Here is an 18533-nt window from a genome sequence, read left to right as displayed (position 1 = left end):
CTCATGCACAGCGCAGACCGCGCGGCCGCGGACTGGCACCAGTGCCGGGTCACGCTGCCCGCCCCGCACAACTGGCTCGTTCTCGACCTCGCGTCCCAGCAGCCGGACACATGGGCGCGATCCGCGGCCGACGAACACCTCACGATGGGCGCACCCGCCGAGTGGCGCGAGGCGTTCGCCGAGGATGTGCTCTGGTACTGGGCCGCCGCCGCACGGCAGAAAGCGCTCTGCGCGGCTCTCCTCACGCCTCAGGACAGCGGCGTCGTCGCGTTCTACTCCGTACGCGAGCTGACCGTACGGCCTGAGTCGCTGCGCCTGGATGTGCTGCGCACCGAGGCCGAGCGCGCCGAGGGCCCGTATTTCCGGCCCCCTGGCATTACGGAAGTCGAGCTACCGCTGGGCGCCGCGCTGCGGGTACATCGCCTGGAACCCACGGACCCCGACGCCCACAGCGGCTCGGTACGGGAGGGCGTGGCTCACTATGTCCTCCCCCGGGCGCACCCCACCGCCTTGGAGTGCCGACTCCTCTGGGGGGCACTGGGTCTCGGTGAGGAACTGGGGAAGGTTGCCGACGAGCTGGCGGCTTCAGTCCGACTTGTCTGAACCGCCCTGGCCGGGAGAGGTGCCGAGCAGCCCTCCCACACCCCCCAGTCCGAGCCGATCCCACGGGATGAGCGCCAGCGGCACCCAGCTGAAGCCGACGACGAAGACGCTCAGCAGAGTGACGAGCCCCGTGGGAAGAATCCAGCCGAGCTGTGCGGCAAGCAGGGAGACGACCAGGAGATAGACGCCGATGACAAGTACGCCAAGCATCTTGAGCAGGGCTTCGCCGGGGCCGATCCTGGGCCTTGCATCAGTCCCCCGGACCGCCGCGAACAGGAGCAGCGGCAACAACAGTCCTGCCAGGCCGCCCGCGCCGATGCCTCCGACGACCACCGCATTGCGCCCGTCGCCGGGGACCGCCGACGACAGGAACGAGTCGTCCGCCAGGCCGAGAGTCAGGGCAACGCCCGCATAACCTCCGAGCGTGATGGTCGCCAGAACGAGCAGCAGTCCGGCACCGAAGGCAACGTTCCCCGCGAGCGAGCGCCCAGGACTCTGCGCCCGGGCCGCCCCGGGCCCTGATCCAACAGACATGGGCTCTCCCATTCTCACGAGGTCGGTAGAGGATAACTGGCCGTTCGGGCGGGGGCAGATACCCGGAGGGGAACATGCGGGCGCGGTATCACTTCTTCACTCAACGTGAATCCGCCGAATCCACCGAACCAGCCATTCCACCAATTCACCCGGCACAGACCGGTGCGATGAGGCTTGGACGCACCCCACCGCACCGGAATGTCTGCGTGCCGAGGGCGGACTCAGCCCTTGACGCCCTTCGCCAGCTCGTCGTCCAGGTCCTGGTAGGCCTTGGCCGCGCTGGTCAGGAACTTGGACATGCCCGTGAGGCCGTCGATCGTGTCCTTGGCGCCCTTCTTGAACTCGGTGAAGGAGTCCTCGAAGGCCTGCGAACCCTTGCGGGTGGTGTAGCCGTCCTTGACGAGACCCTGGATGTAGCGCTCCAGGGCGTCGAGCTTCTCGTCGATCTTGTCCTTGGCGTCGGTCAGCTTGGTCGCCGCCTTGTGCATTTCGTCATAAGTGATATCTGCGTCTTTGCCGCCGGCCATGTGGCGTCCTCCGTAGCTCGACTTGCCGCAGGGCCAACCCCCGTGGCTCCCGTTGCGGATGATGCGATCGTCCGCTGAGTCTGCAGCCTACTCAGACCGCTTGCAGGAGCACACCCCAGATCTCTCAACAGCCTCCAGGGAACCAGCACACATGCCGTTGCCTGCGGGAAGGGGCAAGAGGCTATCGTCGTGGGCACTGTGGCCCGCGTTCCGAAGCGGTGTCGGGGGTTCCTGGGGAGGACGATCGTGCGCCTGACTCTGACCGTTGTCGATCCGCTCGGCGGCGCCGACGCCGACGTCGTGCTCGACGCGGACCCCGAGTCCACCGTGGGGGACATCGCCAAGGAGCTGGCCACTCATGTGGGGTACAGCGGCGGTGCGCAGATCATCCCCATCGGGCAGCATCACGCCTCCGGCGGCGGAGCGCCTGTCACCTACGTCGACGGGTATCCCGTCGATCCGTCGGCCACGATCGGGACCTCGCCGCTGCGCGAGGGCGCCATCGTCAGCCTGCACGATCCGGCCGGCTGTCTGCCGGGAGAGCCCACCGGCCTCGTCGAGCTGCGGGTGGCCGGTGGTCCCGCCGCCGGCGCCGTCCACCGGCTCGGCATCGGGCGCTACGACATCGGGAGCGGCGCCGCTTCCGCCCTGCGGATCGACGACCCCGAACTTCCGCAGCGAGCCCTCACCTTGTCGGTTGCAACCGACGGGACCTGCCAGGTCGCCGTACACGGGGACAAGGAGGGCGTCACGCTCGACGGGGAGCAGATCGACGGCGCCGAGTGGCCACTCGGCAGCCAGATCGCCGTCGGCAACAGCCTCCTGGGACTCGACCGGTACTCGCCTCCGAACGCCGCGCTCAAATGGTCCGAGGACGGCGCCGGGCTCGACTACAACCGGCCGCCCCGGCTCCGGCCGCCCGAGCGCCAGACCAGGTTCAAGCTGCCCGCACCGCCCCGCGACTTCGAGGCACGGCCGCTGCCCTGGCTGATGGCCCTGACCCCGCTCGTCGGTGCTGTCGTATCCGTGATGATCTTCGGGCGCTGGTACTACCTGATCATGGCTCTGCTGAGTCCGCTGATCCTCTTCGGCAACTACTTCATGGACAAGAAGCACGGGCGCAAGTCCCATGCGAAGCAGCTCAAGGAGTACAAGGAGCACAAGGAACGGATCGAGAAGGACGCCCAGGACGCGCTCGTCGCCGAGCGGCTCGACCGTCGGCAGGCCGTGCCGGATCCGGCCACCGTGCTCGGTCTGGGCACCGGACCCCGCACCCGACTGTGGGAGCGGCGGCGCACCGACGCCGATCATCTGCTGCTGCGCGTGGGGACCGGGCAGTTGGCCTCCGAGGTCGTGCTCGACGACCCCGAGCAGGACGACCACAAGCGCGAGGTCACCTGGCAGATCGAGGACGCACCGGTGGCGCTGCCGCTGGCCGAACGCGGCGTGATCGGCATCGCGGGGCCGGGCGATTCGCCGCAGGCGCTGGGGCGTTGGGCGGTGGCCCAGTGCGCGGCACTGCACAGCCCCATGGACGTCCAGTTCTACGTGCTCACCGAGAACGCCGCTCAGGACAGCTGGGACTGGGTCCGCTGGCTGCCGCACTCCAGGCCGTCCGGCGCCCAGGACACCAATGTCCTGATCGGCACCGACGCCGAGACCGTCGGCGCCCGCATCGGCGAGCTGACCCAACTGCTGGACGCCCGCCAGAAGGCGGCCAAGGAGAGCGGCCGCCAGGCTGCGTTCAGCGACCCCGACATCGTGGTCGTCTGGGACGGTTCGCGCAGGCTGCGGTCGATGCCCGGTGTCGTACGACTGCTGCGGGAGGGTCCCGCCGTATCCATGTACGCGATCTGCCTGGACGCCGAGGAGCGGTTCCTGCCCGGCGAGTGCCAGGCCATCGTGATCGCCGAGCCGAAGCCGCAGGAGCACGCCGCCGCGGGCGTCACCACCCACCACCCGGCCGCCGCGGCCCCGGCGGGCGGCTTCCCCTCTTTCCACGCCTGGCATGCCGCCGAAGCCGACGACTCCCGGTCCGGCGCGCAGCAGGTGCACGAACTGCGGCTGCGCGTCGAGCAGACGGGCACGGCCCGCGTGAAGAACGTACGGCCGGACTTCGTCTCCCCCGCCTGGTGCGCGCGCCTGTCACGGTCGCTGTCCCCGCTGCGTGACATCAGCGGCGAGACCGAGGACTCGGCGCTGCCCGGCTCCAGCCGGCTCCTCGACGTACTGCAGCTGGAACCGCCGACACGGGACGCGATCGCCGCCCGCTGGCGCATGGGCGGGCAGTCGACGATGGCCGTCGTCGGTGAGTCGTACGACGGCCCGTTCGGCATCGACATCCGGCGGGACGGGCCGCACGGCCTGATCGCCGGTACGACCGGTTCCGGTAAGTCGGAGCTGTTGCAGACGATCGTGGCCGCGCTGGCCGTCGCCAACACCCCCGAGAACATGACCTTCGTTCTGGTCGACTACAAGGGCGGCGCGGCGTTCAAGGACTGTGTGAAGCTGCCGCACACCGTGGGCATGGTCACCGACCTCGACGCACACCTCGTGGAGCGGGCGCTGGAGTCCCTGGGCGCCGAGCTGAAGCGCCGCGAGCACATCCTCGCCGCCGCGGACGCCAAGGACATCGAGGACTACCAGGACCTCGTGCGCCGCGACCCCTCACTCGCGCGTGTGCCCCGACTCCTCATCGTCATCGACGAGTTCGCCTCCATGGTGCGTGACCTGCCCGACTTCGTGGCCGGTCTGGTCAACATCGCCCAGCGAGGCCGCTCGCTGGGCATCCACCTGCTCCTTGCCACCCAGCGGCCGAGCGGTGTGATCTCCCCCGAGATCCGCGCCAACACCAACCTCCGCATCGCGCTGCGCGTGACGGACGGCGGTGAGTCCAGCGACGTCATCGACTCCCCCGAGGCCGGACACATCTCCAAGAGCACGCCGGGGCGCGCGTACGTCCGCCTCGGGCACGCCTCGCTCGTGCCGTTCCAGTCGGGCCGGGTCGGCGGTCGCCGTCCCGGCGCTGCCGACCCGCAGCTGCTCGCCCCGTGGGCGGGACCGCTCGGCTGGGCGGACCTGGGCCGGGCCGCGCTGGTGAAGCCGAAGGCCGAGGCGCGTGAGGAGGAGGAGATCACGGACCTCAAGGTCCTGGTCGACGCGGTGCGGGAGGCCAACCAGGCGCTCGGCATCCCCGCCCAGCACAGTCCGTGGCTGCCCGCGCTCTCCGAGACACTGCTGCTCGACGAGGTCGAGGTGGCGACCACCCAGCTGGGCCCGGGCAAACTGCCCCCGGCTCCCTACGGTGTCGAGGACCTGCCCGCCGACCAGGCGAGGCGCCCGGTCGTCATCGACTTCGCCTCGTTCGGGCATCTGCTGGTCGGCGGTGCGCCCCGCAGCGGCCGCTCGCAGATCCTGCGGACCATCGCGGGTTCGATCGCCCGGACCCACTCCTCGGCCGACGTGCATCTGTACGGCATCGACTGCGGCAACGGCGCGCTGAACGCGCTGACGCGGCTGCCGCACTGCGGGGCCGTGGTCGCACGTAACCAGACGGAACGGGCGGTACGCCTGATCACCCGCCTGAAGAGCGAGTTGACGCAACGTCAGGACCTGCTGTCGGAGAAGGGTTTCGCCGACATCGGCGAGCAGCGAGCCAGCTCGGCCGAGAACGAGCGCCTTCCGCATCTCGTCGTGCTGCTCGACCGTTGGGAGGGCTGGCTGCCGACCCTCGGTGAGTACAACCACGGTGAGCTGACGGACGAGTTGCAGACGATGATGCGCGAAGGCGCGAGCGTCGGCATCCACCTGGTCGTCACGGGTGACCGCCAGGTCCTGCTGGGCCGGATGGCGTCGCTGACCGAGGAGAAGTACGGCCTCCGGCTCGCCGACCGGTCGGACTTCACGATGCTCGGCATCAACGCACGCAAGGTGCCCGAGGAGATCCCTCCGGGGCGTGGCTTCAAGAACGAGACGGCGACCGAGACGCAGTTCGCGCTGCTGTCCCAGGACCTGACGGGCCAGGGACAGGCCGCCGCACTGGCGGCGATCGGCGAGACGGCGGCCACGCGCGACGCTCAACTGCCCCGCACGCGGCGCCCGTTCCGGGTCGACGTGCTGCCGAGCCGCATCGCCTTCGCGGAGGCCTGGGAGATGCGCGACCCTCAGACGTCCGCTTCCAAGCTGTGGGGTCTGGCCGGTATCGGCGGCGACGACATCATGGCCTTCGGCCCCGACCTCTCACAGGGCGTGCCGACCTTCGTGGTGGCGGGTCCGGCGAAGTCGGGACGCAGTACGACCCTGCTGAACCTGGCACGCTCCTACCTCCTCCAGGGAGTTCGCCTGGTCATCGCCGCCCCGCGCCCCTCGCCCCTGCGTGAACTCGCGGGCCAGGACGGCGTGTTGAAGATCTTCACGGACGACGACATCGAGAGTGACGACTTCAACGAGGCGGTCGAGTCGGCCTCGCCCGAGGAGCCCATCGTGTTCATCGTCGACGACGGTGAGGTCCTGGAGGACTGCGACGCCGAACGCGAGTTCAAGCGTCTGGTCCAGCGCGGCAGCGAACGCGGCCTCGCCCTGGTCATCGGCGGTGACGAGGAGGAGGTGTGCGGCGGCTTCTCCGGCTGGCAGGTCGAGGCGAAGAAGGGCCGCCGCGGCATCCTGCTCTCCCCGCAGGACTCCTCCGCCGGCGAACTGATCGGCATCCGTACGACCCGCAGCATGGTCGGCGGCCCGGTGACACCGGGCAAGGGGCTCCTGCACCTGGGCAACGGGGAACCGGTCACGGTCACCGTCCCGATGTGACGCGGGGAGTTGGGCGGACGGGCCGACGGGCCGGTCCGCCCAACAACGCCGAGGCGCTACTCGACCTTGGACATCCGAGCCACCGGATCCCCCGCCTTCGGGTTGTCCGTCTCGTACTTGAGGTCGTCCCCGACGGGAGTCAGGCGTACCTCGTGCTCGCCGGTCGTGCACACATCGCGGTTGGACTCCTTGGCGATGCTCGTGACGACGAGTTGCTTGGACGTCACCTGTTTCAGGATGAGTACGTCGTCACAGATGCCGCCGATCTGGTCGGTCTGGCGGAAGGTGCCCAACTCCTCGCCCACCGCGGCCTGATGGACGCTGACGCGGAAGGTGCCCATGGGCAGGGCGCCACTGAGCGCCAGGCCGTCGCCCTCCCAGGTGCCGAGGTAGGAGGCGGGGACCGACTGGTCGCCGGGGGCGGACGCGCTCGTCGTGGTGGAGGGGCGGGGGCTCGCCGGGGTGTCGCTCGAAGCGCCCGAATCGGTCGATCTGTCCCCGCCCGGCAGCAGGTCGAAGAGGAACGCCGAGCCCACGGTCACCGCCGCCAGCGCTCCCGCGACCGCCAGAGCGACCGTGCAACTCAGCCTGCGGCCACGGCCGTCCACACCGGTCGCGGAGACGGCGGCCACACTGACGGAGACCTTGCCGGGGCGGTCGGCGGGCGGTGGCGTCGCGTCGCGCGGCTCGCGTTGATCCGGGACGGGGACCTTACGGCCGTCCGGCGGGGAGATCTCGCGGCCGTCCGGCGGGTAGGTCTCGCGGCCACGGGACGAGTGGGCCCCGCTTTGATCCGGTACGTACATGGGGCCGGCCGGCGTCATGACCGGCGGCGGCCCGAACTCCCCTGCCACCGAAGGGCTGCCGACCCCCGCCGAAGGTTCACCGAACCCCACCGACGGACTGTTACTCCCCACTGAAGGACCACTCGTCCCGACTGAAGGACCACTCGTCCCCACCGAAGGACTGCTGAACTCCACCGGCCCCGAAGCCGGCGCCCACTCCGTCTCCACCGTGTCGAGGTTCAGCAGCCGCACCGCGCTGCGGCTGACCTGTTCCACCATCGGCCCCGGCAGCCACCCCGCGGTCACCAGCCGGGCCGTTCCCTCCGGGGCGAGGCGCCGGGACAGGTCCCCCGGAGCCGGCCGCTCGTCCGGGTCCTTCGCCAGGCACTGGGCCGTCAGGTCACGCAACTCGCCTTCCAGGGAGCCGAGTCGGGGTTCCTCGTGGACCACCTTGTAGAGGAGGGACGCGGAGGAGTCGCCGGGGAACGGCGGCTCACCGGTCGCCGCGTACACCAGCACCGCGCCCAGCGAGAAGACGTCCGCCGCGCCCGTGACCGCCTTGCCGAGGATCTGCTCGGGAGACATGTAGCCGGGGGAACCGACCGAGACGCCGGTCGAGGTCAGTGACGCCGTGCCGTCCGTGGCGCGCGCGATGCCGAAGTCGATGAGCAGCGGGCCGTCGAGGGTCAGCAGAACGTTCGACGGCTTGACGTCACGGTGGACGAGGCCCAGCGCGTGGACCGCCGAGAGCGCTTCGGCGAGGCCGGCGCCCAGGACCCGTACGGAATGGAGCGGAAGCGGGCCGCTGTCGGCGATGGCGGCCGCGAGGGACGGGCCTGCCGCGTAGCCCGTCGCGACCCACGGCACCGGCGCCTCCGGGTCCGCGTCCAGGACGGGAGCAGTCCATGCGCCGCCCACCCGGCGCGCGGCCTCGACCTCGCGGCGGAAACGGGCGCGGAACTCCTCGTCGAGCGCGAAGTGCGGGTGCACGATCTTGACCGCGACCGTACGGCCGCCCGCGCTGCGGCCCAGATACACGCGGCCCATGCCGCCGGCCCCCAGCCGGCCGAGCAGCCGGTAGGGCCCGACGACCGTCGGTTCGTCGACTCCGAGCGGCTGCATGGCGCTCATCCCTCTCCCCCGTACGCACTACTGCTAGCAGAGTAGTGCCGTGAGCCCCCGGAGCCTCAGGACCCCAGCAGCCGGACGTTCACGTCCGACGGGAATCCGGTGGTCGAGCCGACCCGGCGGGCGAACTCCCGTACGGCCGCCAGCTGCGGGCCGCCGAAGCGGAAGTCGAGGGTCGTGAAGTACCGCTCCAGGACCTTCTCGTCGAAGGCCTCCCAGCGGGCCGCCTGCTCAGCGACCTTGCCGACCTCGTCCAGGGATAGGTCCCTGGACGCCAGGAACGCCTCGTGGACCTTGCGGGTGACGGCGGGCTCGCGCTGCAGGTAGTCGCGGCGGGCCGCCCAGACGGCGAAGACGAACGGCAGGCCTGTCCACTCCTTCCACATCGCGCCGAGGTCGTGCACCTCCAGGCCGAGTTTCGGGCCCTCGGTCAGATTGGCGCGCAGCGCCGCGTCCCCGATGAGTACGGCGGCGTCGGCCTCCTGCATCATCAGCGAGAGGTCGGGCGGGCAGGTGTAGTACGACGGCTCGACGCCGACCTGCTCGGCCAGCAGGAGCTGGGCGAGGCGGACCGACGTACGAGAGGTCGAGCCGAGGGCGACGCGGGCGCCGTCCAGCCGATCCAGGGGGACCTGCGAGACGATCACGCAGGACATCACCGGGCCGTCGCAACCGACCGCGATGTCGGGGAAGGCGACCAGCTCGTCGGCGTGCTTGAGGAACTCGACGAGCGTGATGGGCCCGATGTCGAGGTCACCCTGCACCAGCTTCTCGCTGAGCTTCTCAGGGGTGTCCTTGGTGAGCTCGAAGTCGAGGAGCGTGCCTGTTCTCGCTAGCCCCCAGTAGAGGGGCAGGCAGTTCAGGAACTGGATGTGGCCGACGCGCGGCCGGTTGCGAGAATTGTCCACATCGCGAGGCTAGCCCCAGTGGGGTACGGTGCAGGCTTCGGGTCCCTGAGTGGCTTCGGAAACCATCCGGACCCCTTGTGTCAACCCCTGTGACAGATCTTGGTCCACTGCGACGTCAACCCCGACCCTTCGCTGGTCAAACCTCTGGGTGACGTGATCTTGCCCTCTATTGCTTTCAGCTGCCCGGGTGGCTAAGCTCGCCGCAAGTTGCAGTTTGGTTTCCCTTGCAGTACAGAGCCTGCGGAGCATGTGACCGCGGGCTCTCGTCGTTTTCAGATGAATGCAGTTGTTTACACGCAGATGTTTACACCTTGCAGGTTCTGGAGCAGGGCAACCCTTTGGGCCCAAGGAGGGCTTATGGCTACCGGAACCGTGAAGTGGTTCAACGCCGAAAAGGGCTTTGGTTTCATCGCCCAGGAAGGCGGAGGACCGGACGTCTTCGTCCACTACTCCGCGATCAACGCCAACGGTTTCCGTTCACTCGAGGAGAACCAGTCGGTCTCCTTCGACGTGACGCAGGGTCCGAAGGGCCCGCAGGCGGAGAACGTCACCCCGCTCTAAGCCTGCGGCTCCATGAGCCCAGTGCTTTGAACAGGATCGGATAGCAATACCCAAGGAGCCCCGCGACAGCCTGTCGCGGGGCTCCTGCCTTTGTACGTACGCGTCGACGGCGTCGCCTACCGGCCGGTCAGATCCTTGCCGAAGAGCTCGGTCAGCCGCTCGCCCAGAACGGGCGCCAGGGACTCCGAGAAGGTCTCGGCCATGTGGCTGTCGTCGCGGTAGACGATGGTGTTCCCGACGACCACCGGGCAGTAGCCCTCGGCGGTGCACAGCCACGGCTCCGGGTCGATGACCGGAACGTCGACCGACTTCGCGGCGTCCTTGAGCGCGTCGCGCCGGATCTGGTCGTGGATCGCCACCGGCAGGTAATTCGCACAGGCTTCGAGCTTCAGCGGATGTTGGGCCGCACAGTCGACGGCGTCGCTCTTCGGCCAGGGGGTGTCAAGGATGGTGGCCACCTGGGCGCCGGTGTCCTGGATGTCCTCAAGGGTGGCCCGGAACCCGTCGGTCCACTGCTTGAGGCTGTCGCCGTCGCCCCGCTTCTTGAGTGCGTCACCCTCCTCCGAGGACGAGACGATGACCAGTGCGGGATCGTAGTGCTTGATGGCAATGATCGCCTTGTGCCGCCAGATGTCACAGGACAAATACCCCGCACCCTCACGGACGATGGTGACCTCGGCCATCTTGCAGGACGCTTTGGTCATGGAGACCAGCTTCAAGTGGTGCTGAAGGGCAAGCCGGTCCAGGGCCGGGAACCACTGGGCGGCGTGGGAGTCACCCACGAGGACGACCGTCCGGTCCGAGGAGGTGTCACCGTAGACGCACTCCCGCGGCACCATTTCCGTGTAGTTGACGTGGCACCCGTCCTTGTAGACCGCAGACCTGAGGTCCTTCACCCCGGTGACCGGAGGTGAGAGGTTGTCCGGCAGTTTCGAGCCGGAGCTTTCCAGCAGTGCCGCCAGGCTGAGCTGCGGGTCGGGGGCGTCCGCGAGGGACACCGCCAGTGCGGGTGCGGACCCCCCGGTGCTGATCTGCGTCGGAAGGGCCGCCACGGCCTGCGAGGACAGGACGACTATCGCCGAGAGGCCGACACCGAGCACAAGGGCCCGGTTCGGCCGTCCGCGGAACGACGTGTGGAACCGCACCGGGTTCTCGACCAGCCGGAGCGTCGCCATCGCCAGCAGCAGGGCCCCCGCGGACAGCACCAGGGCGAGCCAGACGCTCTCGGGCCTGCCCAGCGCCGTCGGGCCGATGACCAGGATCGGCCAGTGCCACAGATACCAGCCGTACGACATCCCGCCCAGCCACACCACGGGCTTCCTCGCGAGCAGCAGCCGTGCGTCGAACCGGGCGGGCGAGAATCCACCGGCGAGGACGAAGGCGGTGCCGAGGACCGGCACGAGCGCGTGATATCCGGGGAACGGAGTGTTGTCGTTGAAGCGGAGGGCGGCCAGCACGATGGCGGCCAGGCCTGTCCAGGTCAACGGCGCCGAGAGCCAGGTGGGTATTCGCGCCGGCATCGGTGTCGTGGCCCACATGGCCAGCAGGGCACCGACGCCGAGCTCCCAGACGCGGGTGTGTGAACCGAAGTACGCCCAGGACGCCGAGCTTTCCGTCACGGTCAGGCTCAGCCAGAACGAGACCAGGCAGAGCGCGACCAGGGGCACCGCCAGCAGCGCGCGTCGCCGCTTCGCCAGTTTCCAACTGATGACGAGGAGCAGCGGCCACACCAGGTAGAACTGCTCCTCCACGGCCAGCGACCAGAAGTGCTGGAACGGTGAGGGCGGGCTGCCCTGCTGCAGATAGTCGGTACCGGAGATGGCGAGCCGGAAGTTCACCGCGTAGAAGGCGCTGCTCAGCGCGTCGCTCGTGTACTCGGCCAGGCGGATCTTCGACAGGAAGAGCCAGGCCCCGGCCAGCGTGGTGACCACCACCAGGGTCGACGCGGGCAGCAGGCGCAGCGCGCGGCGGGCGTAGAACTTCCGGATCGAGACCCGGCCGGTGTTGGACAGCTCGCGCAGCAGCAGCGAGGTGATCAGGAAGCCGGAGATTACGAAGAACACGTCAACGCCGACATATCCGCCGCTGAGTTGGGTCACCCCCGCGTGGGAGAGAACAACCAACGAGACGGCCAGGGCGCGAAGCCCTTGTATGTCGAGTCTCGGCGAAGGACTTCCACCGATTCCGTCGCGCGACGGGCTGCCGGACAAAGTGATCCCCTTGTCTTGTTTGTCGAGAGATGCACGAGGCGGCCGTGCCCGGGTCCCCCGGGGAGCCGAACGCAATCGGCTCGGCGTCGTGCCGGACGAGTCAATGGCTGAGACACGTCGCGCACAAGCATGGTTGTGAACCGGAAAGCGAACAGCGGATGTCTTCGCGGTACCAGGCCGGCGCGAGACCGATGCGCGAGCGTTGCGAGAACGTTGCGAGGGCAGTGCACAGCCAGTGAGACGGCTGAGAGCTCCGCCGTGGAGTGGCAGCCTACTTCTTGTACTCCGCGTACAAGTCCTCGATCTCCCGGGCGAAGTCGTGGGCGATCACGTCCCGCTTCAGCTTCATGGTGGGAGTCAGGTGACCCGCCTCCTCCGTGAACGCGCCGGGGAGGACGGCGAAGCGGCGGATGGACTCGGGGCGGGAGACGAGTTTGTTGCCCTCGTCGACGGCCCGCTGTAGGACGGCCAGCAACTCCTGGTCGTCCATGAGGAGTTCGGCGGGAACCGGGTGCTTGTGGTTCATCTGGCGCCAGTGGGTGAGGCCGTCGGGGTCCAGGGTGATGAGGGCCGTGACATAGGGGCGGCGGTCGCCCAGGACCATGCACTGGGCGATGAGGGGGTGGGCGCGGAGCCAGTCCTGCATGGGGGCCGGGGCCACGTTCTTGCCGCCCGCCGTGATCAGGATCTCCTTCTTGCGGCCGGTGATGGTGAGGTAGCCGCCGTCGTCCAGTTCGCCGATGTCGCCGGTCGCGAACCAGCCGTCCGGGGCCGCGTCGATCACGCCGTCCGCGTGGAGATCCCAGTAGCCGCGGAAGATCTGGGCGCCGCTCAGCAGGATTTCGCCGTCGGCGGCTATCCGCACCCGCGTGCCCGGAAGCGGCAGGCCCACCGTCCCCAGCCGGGGTTTGTTCGGAGGGGTGACCGTGGCGGCCGCGGTCGACTCCGTCAGGCCGTACCCCTCGTAGATCTCGATGCCGGCACCCGCGTAGAACGCGGCGAGACGGCGGCCCAGCGGGGAGCCACCGCAGATCGCGTAGCGGACCTTGCCGCCGAGGGCGTTGCGGATACGGCGGTAGACCAGGGGGTCGTAGAGGGCGCGGGCGGTGCGCAGGCCCCGGCCGGGGCCCGGGCCCGTGCCGTGCTGGTGGGCCTCCAGCGCCTCGCCGTACTTCTGCGCGATGCGCGCCGCCCGGTCGAAGGACGAGCCTCGGCCCATCCGTTCGGCCGTGGCCCGGCCCGTGTTGAAGACCTTTTCCAGGACATAGGGGATGGCGAGCAGGAAGGTCGGCTGGAAGGAGGCCAGGTCGTCGAGGAGGTACTCGGCCTTGAGGCTCGGCGCGTGGCCGAGTTTCACGCGGGCACGCAGGCAGGCGACCGCGACCATCCGGCCGAAGACATGCGCGAGGGGCAGGAAGAGAAGCGTGGAGGCGGGTTCCCGGGTGCCGGCCCGGAAGATCGGGTAGAGCAGCTCGATCGCGTTGTCGATCTCGTCGAAGAAGTTGCCGTGGGTGACGGCGCAGCCCTTGGGGCGGCCCGTCGTGCCCGAGGTGTAGATCAGGGTGGCCAGCGTGTCGGGGCCCAACACCCCCCGCCGTACGGTGACTTCCTGATTCTGGATGTCGCTGCCCAGCTCGGCGAGCCGCTCCACGTGCCCCTTCTCGAAGACCCACATGTGGCGCAGATCGGGTATCCGGTCACGTTCCGGACCAAGGGCGGCGGCCTGCGCCACGGACTCGGTGGCGAGCGCTACGGCTCCCGAGTCCTGGAGGATCCAGCGGACCTGATAAGGGGAGGAAGTGGGGTATATGGGGACGGTTACCAGGCCCGCCGCCCAGGCGGCGAAGTCGAGGAGCGTCCACTCGTACGTCGTCCGCGCCATGATGGCGAGGCGGTCGCCGGGGACCAGGCCCTCCGCGATCAGGCCCTTCGCCACCGCCTCCACCTGCGCCGCGAACTCGGCCGCGGTCACGTCCGTCCACTCGCCGCCGGGACCCTTGCGGCTCAGGACGGGCTCCTGCGGGGCCACGCTCGCGTTGTCGAACGGGATGTCCGCGAGGGAGCCGTGCGTCATCGGGCCGGCCAGCGGTGGCAGGTACACCTCGCGTACGACCCCGTCCAGCCGCTTGATCTCGGGCTCCAGGCGCGCAGGTTCAGAGGGGTGCTGACTGGACACGGGGTGGCTCCTTGTCGGCCGGGGGCCGGGCGGGGCGGGGGGCACATCCTCATACGGCCCTGGAGGTCGTGGGGTTCAAGGTGGAGGGGCGGCACGGCAGGCCGACCGAGGTGGGATCGTACGACTCCGGAGTGTGGGGTTTGTGGGGCCGACGGGCGGGTGACGTGCGGGTTTCCGGTGCGTTCAGGGGCAGACGCGGCGTTCCGCCGGGCCCCTCATCCACGGGACGCGCCTGCCCCGAAATGAACAACGGGCAAATTTTTCTCGCACAATCACACCTTGGCGATATGCCCGCTTTACACCGACTCTCGCGTGAACCAGCAGGTCAGCCAGCCGAGTTCGGCACCTCGGACAGTAAATCCTTGGCCATACCAAGGTTCTCGCAATGCTTCACTTATTCCACCCTCAGGCATCCTTTCTAGCCTCTGTCCACGTGCTGGATCCACGCCAGGAAGGCGCTCCTCAAGACATGCCCCACGCACCCAGACGTATCGCCGTTCTCGCCGATTCGGATACCCGCTGGAAGTGGGGCGCCTCCGTCGCACGGCAGATCGCACCGGAGCACGCTCTCGACGCGTACTTCCTGCGCACGCGGGCCACCCCGACGGAGCGTCAGCTCGCCGAGGTCGGCATCGTGCCGGACACCCAGCGCGAGGTCACCGCGGCCGAGCTGGTGGACGACGAGGAGTTCGCGAGCGCCGACATCGTGGTTCTGTCGGTCATCGGCGGTACGGCTCTCGCACTCGTGCACAGCCTCGGCCTGGCCTGGCAGTTGCGCCCCCAGCGGCCCGTCACCGTCACCGGCTACGTCGGAGTCGTCTACGAGAAGATGGTCGACGGCCTGCTCACCCGGGCCGGCGCCGATCTCGTCCTGGCCAACAGCGGCTACGACTGCGGGCGGTTCCGGACCGTCTTCGCCAACGTGGGCATCGACCCGGAAACAGTCGTCGAGTGCGCGCTGCCCTTCCTCGGCGGCGCCCCGTACGTGCCGTCCACCGAGCGCCCCTTCACGCTCACCTTCGCCGTGCAGCCGTCGGTGCCCAGCAAGAAGGAACGGCTCCTGCTCCTGGAGCGTGCGGCGACCCACGCCCGCCGGTATCCCGAGCGCCGGGTCCTGATGAAGCTGCGCAGTCTGCCGGGCGAGCAGACGACCCACGTCGAGGCGAACCCGTACCAGGAACTCATCGAGAACCTGGCCGAGCCGGCCCCGCCCAACCTCGAGCTCGTGTACGGAAACATGGGTGAAGTCCTCGACCGCACCGACCTGTTGGTGACGGTCAGCTCCACCGCCGCACTGGAGTCGATGCACCGGAACATACCCACCGCGATACTCACCGACTTCGGTGTCCGCGAGGCGCACGGCAACCACTACTTCGTGGAATCGGGCTGCCTCGCCTCCTGGGACGATCTCGACGGGGGCGCGTTGCCTCGCGTGAACCCGGAGTGGGCGGCCGCGCAGGGCATCGGCAAGAGCGACCCGTACGCCGGCGCACGCGCACGTATCGCCGCGCTGCGCGCCGCGGGTCCGCTTCCGCAACTGCGGCCGTACTACACACCCCAGCGGGCCGGCATCTACCTGGGCGGTCTGCTGGCGCGCAACGGCTTCGACGAGAAGGGCAGGCCGCTGCCCGTGCAGCCGGCAACGTTCGACCGTTCCCTGAAGGCGGCCGTCCGCGGGGTCACCCGCCGCGGTGCCAGGCGGCTTTACCGCATGGGCCACAAGCGAGTCGCACCGACCCTCCGCCGCTGGGGACAGGCCTGAGCCGCCGCCCCGGGAACAGCACGTCGTGCACGCCGGGCACAACACGTCAGGCACGTCCTCGCACAACACCGTCAGGCACGTCCTCGCCACAACGCCGTCGTGCACGTCCTCGCCACAGCACGCCACAGGTGTCCTCACACCGCACCGTCATGCACACCCTGCGCTGCTCCGTGATCCGCGCCCCCGCCAGAACTTCGTGATCCGCGACACCGAGGGAAGACCATGACCCGCACTCTCGCGCTCGTCGAGAACCCCTTGCAGCTCCTCAACGTGCTGGAGTGGGCCCTGGGCGAGCACGACGGTGCGCCGGATCCCGAAGGGTGCGAGGCGGCGGTCCTGTTGCCGCGCGACCCGGCCACCCGCCACCAGCTGGGCGTGATGGCGCGGTTGGCCCGCGCGGAGGGCATCGGCGTCGGTCTGTACGACATCCGCAGGGTCCCGGTCGGCTTTCCGCGCGTCCCGGCGGCGCTGGTGTCCAAGCTGGCCGGGGCGGAGCGCCTGGTGATCGGCGACCCGTTCTCGCGGATGCTCCAGCGGCTGCTACCGGCGGCCAGGACACGGGACTTCGTGCTCGTCGACGACGGCACGGCGACCCTGGAGCTCTCCCGCCGCCTGCTCGCCGGCAGCCCACCGCCGGTCCGTTGGCACCGCAGGAGACCCGCATCGGCGGCCGCTGCCCGCGTCGCACGCCGGATGGCCCCCGAAGACGGGGGGCACCTCGAGGTCTTCTCCTGCCGGACGTCCGAACTCGAGTTGCCGCCCGGCTCGATCACCTCGGCCAACACCTACAGCTGGGCGCGGCAGCGGTACGGGCCGCCGCAGGTCCACCCCGGCGTCGACCTGATCGGCAGCTCGCTCGCCGAGAACGGCCTGATCGGCTTCGAGCGGTACATACGGGGGATCATCTCCCTCGCCGACCAGGTGAACGCGGAGCGCTACTTCGCGGACCGCCGCGAGGACCCGGACAAACTGCGGCTCATCGCCGAGCATGCCGAGCTGGAAATCGTGCAGCCCGAACTCCCCGTGGAACTGGCGCTGTTGAAGGGCCCGGTCGCCAACACCCTGATCAGTCTGTCCGCCACAGTGCACACTCTGTCCCTCGCCCTCGCCGGTACCGGGGTGGAGATCACCGTCTGCGCGGACCTCGCCGACCGGCTCGAACCGGGACCGGGCAGGTCCGAGCGATCGGCAGCCTTCCTGGCGGAGATCATGCACGAATGACCTGGAACAGAGACCTGAAGGGGACGGGAAAGACCTGAAGGGGACGGCGAAGACCTGAAGCGGACGGCGAAGTCCGCGTTCGAGATCCGATCACACCCTCCGCTACCAGGATCCCGACCGCCGCCCCGAATCGTCCACCCGCGGCCGGGTGAGCTCCCGCAGGGCCCGCAGCCGATGGCGCGGGTACGGGCGCGGGCAAGGGCGTGGGCACGGGCATGGGGCTACCCGGGCTGAGGTTCCTTGACCGGTGGTGACCAGGGCCGCCCCTCCATGAGGTCGCCGAGGCCCGCCCAGGCGAAGTTCATCAAGGTCGCCGCGGCCTGCTTCGCCGAGACGCCCGGCGTGGCGTTGGCCCAGGCCGCGAGCGACTCGGCCGCGCCGACCAGCGCCTCGGCGAGCCCGGCGACCTCACCCTCCGGCAGGGACGGGTCGCGGTGTGCCTCACGGGCCGCGACAAGGATCAACCGCGTGACGAACGCGACGAGTTCCTCGCGCATCGCGCCGGCCTCGGCGGCGAACGGCTCGCCGTGCGTACGGGCCTGGAGGTGCAGCACGGACCAGCCGTCAGGGTTCTCCGCGGTGTGCGTGAAGAACGCCCGCAGCCCGTCCCAGAGTTGGCGGTCGGCCGACAGCTCCGGCTGGACGCCCGCCATGACGGCGCGGGTGAGCGCCTTGGCCTCGCGTCGGATGCAGGCGGTGAAGAGCTCTTCCTTCGAGTTCAGGTACAGATACACCAACGGCTTGGACACGCCCGCCAGTTCGGCGATCTCGTCCATCGACGCGGACCGGTACCCCAACTGCCCGAAGGTCCGTACGGCCGCGTCCAGCATCTGCTGTTCGCGTACCGCCCGCGGCATCCGTTTGCTCTTCACAGCACCCATGCGGGCAAGCGTACGATCGGCTGCCGCCGACCGTGCACAGGGAACTTTCAGGAAGGCTGGCCCTGCGCGCCGCCGCGGGCCGCTTCGTCCACGCTGTCCTCCTGGCTGCGGTTCTGATCCAGGTTGGTCTTGATGCGGTCGACTCGTGCGACGACCTGGGCAGAGGCGCGGTCGCGCTCCTTGCGGAGTACGACGAAGCTGATCGGGGCGGAGATCAGCAGGGAGAGCAGGACGATCCACATGTAGTTGGAGTCACCGAAGCCGCGCGGGGCGAGACCAAGGGAGACGAGGCCCCAGACGACCAAGAGGCAGCCCGCGAAGACTCCAAGACGCATCAGCGTGTAGCGGCCCATGTCAATCCACTCTTCCGATCCGAATCCGTTTGGAACATCCCAAAGGGCACCGTCCAGTGAAGCACGGCGGGACACGGA

At 69.3% G+C, this 18533-nt stretch carries 13 protein-coding genes; 5 read left to right on the top strand and 8 right to left on the bottom strand.

Annotated features, from left to right (window positions below):
* Positions 1-3: 3 nt before the first annotated feature.
* Complete coding sequence (locus tag ACIPC1_RS34850) at positions 4-603, top strand: hypothetical protein (protein WP_402524484.1); 600 nt, start codon at positions 4-6, stop codon at positions 601-603.
* Here ACIPC1_RS34850 and ACIPC1_RS34845 read toward each other — a convergent pair.
* Both ACIPC1_RS34845 and ACIPC1_RS34840 read right to left on the bottom strand, forming a co-directional pair.
* Positions 586-1137, bottom strand: coding sequence for a hypothetical protein (locus ACIPC1_RS34845; RefSeq protein WP_402524482.1), 552 nt, complete (start codon positions 1135-1137; stop codon positions 586-588). The two genes, ACIPC1_RS34850 and ACIPC1_RS34845, sit on opposite strands and share 18 nt — an antisense overlap.
* Before the next feature lie 221 nt (positions 1138-1358).
* Entirely contained in the window at positions 1359-1664 is a 306-nt protein-coding gene (locus ACIPC1_RS34840) for a WXG100 family type VII secretion target (protein ID WP_210881912.1), read from the bottom strand.
* 246 nt (positions 1665-1910) lie between these two features.
* On the opposite strand from ACIPC1_RS34840, the gene ACIPC1_RS34835 reads away from it, so the two are divergent.
* Positions 1911-6470 (top strand): FtsK/SpoIIIE domain-containing protein, encoded by a 4560-nt coding sequence (locus ACIPC1_RS34835; RefSeq protein WP_402524479.1) that lies wholly within the window; start codon positions 1911-1913, stop codon positions 6468-6470.
* A 56-nt stretch (positions 6471-6526) separates the two neighbouring features.
* Here ACIPC1_RS34835 and ACIPC1_RS34830 read toward each other — a convergent pair whose 3' ends face one another.
* Both ACIPC1_RS34830 and ACIPC1_RS34825 read right to left on the bottom strand, forming a co-directional pair.
* Complete coding sequence (locus ACIPC1_RS34830) at positions 6527-8377, bottom strand: protein kinase (protein ID WP_402524727.1); 1851 nt, start codon at positions 8375-8377, stop codon at positions 6527-6529.
* 65 nt (positions 8378-8442) lie between these two features.
* Positions 8443-9291: a menaquinone biosynthetic enzyme MqnA/MqnD family protein gene (locus tag ACIPC1_RS34825; protein WP_402524477.1), complete on the bottom strand. Its 849-nt coding sequence runs from the start codon at positions 9289-9291 to the stop codon at positions 8443-8445.
* A gap of 357 nt (positions 9292-9648) precedes the next feature.
* Here ACIPC1_RS34825 and ACIPC1_RS34820 point away from each other — a divergent pair, with 357 nt between their 5' ends.
* Positions 9649-9852 (top strand): cold-shock protein, encoded by a 204-nt coding sequence (locus tag ACIPC1_RS34820; protein WP_037627265.1) that lies wholly within the window; start codon positions 9649-9651, stop codon positions 9850-9852.
* Between the two features lie 116 nt (positions 9853-9968).
* On the opposite strand, the gene ACIPC1_RS34815 is transcribed toward ACIPC1_RS34820, so the two are convergent.
* A complete protein-coding gene (locus tag ACIPC1_RS34815) occupies positions 9969-12062 on the bottom strand; it encodes an acyltransferase family protein (protein WP_402524475.1) in 2094 nt (697 codons plus the stop codon).
* 271 nt (positions 12063-12333) lie between these two features.
* Positions 12334-14238 carry an AMP-dependent synthetase/ligase gene (locus ACIPC1_RS34810; protein ID WP_402524473.1) on the bottom strand — a complete coding sequence of 635 codons (1905 nt, stop codon included), beginning with the start codon at positions 14236-14238 and terminating at the stop codon, positions 12334-12336.
* Positions 14239-14707: 469 nt separating this feature from the next.
* On the opposite strand from ACIPC1_RS34810, the gene ACIPC1_RS34805 reads away from it, so the two are divergent.
* Positions 14708-16000 (top strand): DUF6716 putative glycosyltransferase, encoded by a 1293-nt coding sequence (locus ACIPC1_RS34805; RefSeq protein ID WP_402524470.1) that lies wholly within the window; start codon positions 14708-14710, stop codon positions 15998-16000.
* A gap of 222 nt (positions 16001-16222) precedes the next feature.
* On the top strand, positions 16223-17221 hold the full coding sequence (locus ACIPC1_RS34800; protein ID WP_402524468.1) for a hypothetical protein: 999 nt from the start codon (positions 16223-16225) through the stop codon (positions 17219-17221).
* 221 nt (positions 17222-17442) lie between these two features.
* On the opposite strand, the gene ACIPC1_RS34795 is transcribed toward ACIPC1_RS34800, so the two are convergent.
* Together ACIPC1_RS34795 and ACIPC1_RS34790 are read right to left on the bottom strand one after the other, a co-directional pair.
* The gene (locus ACIPC1_RS34795; protein WP_402524466.1) at positions 17443-18102 is read right to left on the bottom strand and encodes a TetR/AcrR family transcriptional regulator; all 660 of its coding nucleotides are present in this window, start codon (positions 18100-18102) and stop codon (positions 17443-17445) included.
* A 47-nt stretch (positions 18103-18149) separates the two neighbouring features.
* Positions 18150-18455, bottom strand: coding sequence for a DUF4229 domain-containing protein (locus ACIPC1_RS34790; RefSeq protein ID WP_402524464.1), 306 nt, complete (start codon positions 18453-18455; stop codon positions 18150-18152).
* Positions 18456-18533 lie beyond the last annotated feature (78 nt).

Origin of the sequence: Streptomyces sp. NPDC087263, assembly GCF_044744645.1 — a bacterium.
Lineage (GTDB): Bacteria > Actinomycetota > Actinomycetes > Streptomycetales > Streptomycetaceae > Streptomyces.
Note: the sequence above shows the minus strand (reverse complement) of the source record. Positions and strands in the feature narration are given on the sequence as shown.

Bases quoted from the DNA above. Each gene is read 5' to 3' on its own strand.
- ACIPC1_RS34820 (WP_037627265.1), top strand. From the start codon at position 9,649: ATGGCTACCGGAACCGTGAAGTGGTTCAACGCCGAAAAGGGCTTTGGT.
- ACIPC1_RS34800 (WP_402524468.1), top strand. From the start codon at position 16,223: ATGACCCGCACTCTCGCGCTCGTCGAGAACCCCTTGCAGCTCCTCAAC.
- ACIPC1_RS34830 (WP_402524727.1), bottom strand. From the start codon at position 8,377: ATGCAGCCGCTCGGAGTCGACGAACCGACGGTCGTCGGGCCCTACCGG.
- ACIPC1_RS34850 (WP_402524484.1), top strand. From the start codon at position 4: ATGCACAGCGCAGACCGCGCGGCCGCGGACTGGCACCAGTGCCGGGTC.
- ACIPC1_RS34790 (WP_402524464.1), bottom strand. From the start codon at position 18,455: ATGGGCCGCTACACGCTGATGCGTCTTGGAGTCTTCGCGGGCTGCCTC.
- ACIPC1_RS34805 (WP_402524470.1), top strand. From the start codon at position 14,708: ATGCCCCACGCACCCAGACGTATCGCCGTTCTCGCCGATTCGGATACC.
- ACIPC1_RS34845 (WP_402524482.1), bottom strand. From the start codon at position 1,137: ATGTCTGTTGGATCAGGGCCCGGGGCGGCCCGGGCGCAGAGTCCTGGG.
- ACIPC1_RS34840 (WP_210881912.1), bottom strand. From the start codon at position 1,664: ATGGCCGGCGGCAAAGACGCAGATATCACTTATGACGAAATGCACAAG.
- ACIPC1_RS34795 (WP_402524466.1), bottom strand. From the start codon at position 18,102: ATGGGTGCTGTGAAGAGCAAACGGATGCCGCGGGCGGTACGCGAACAG.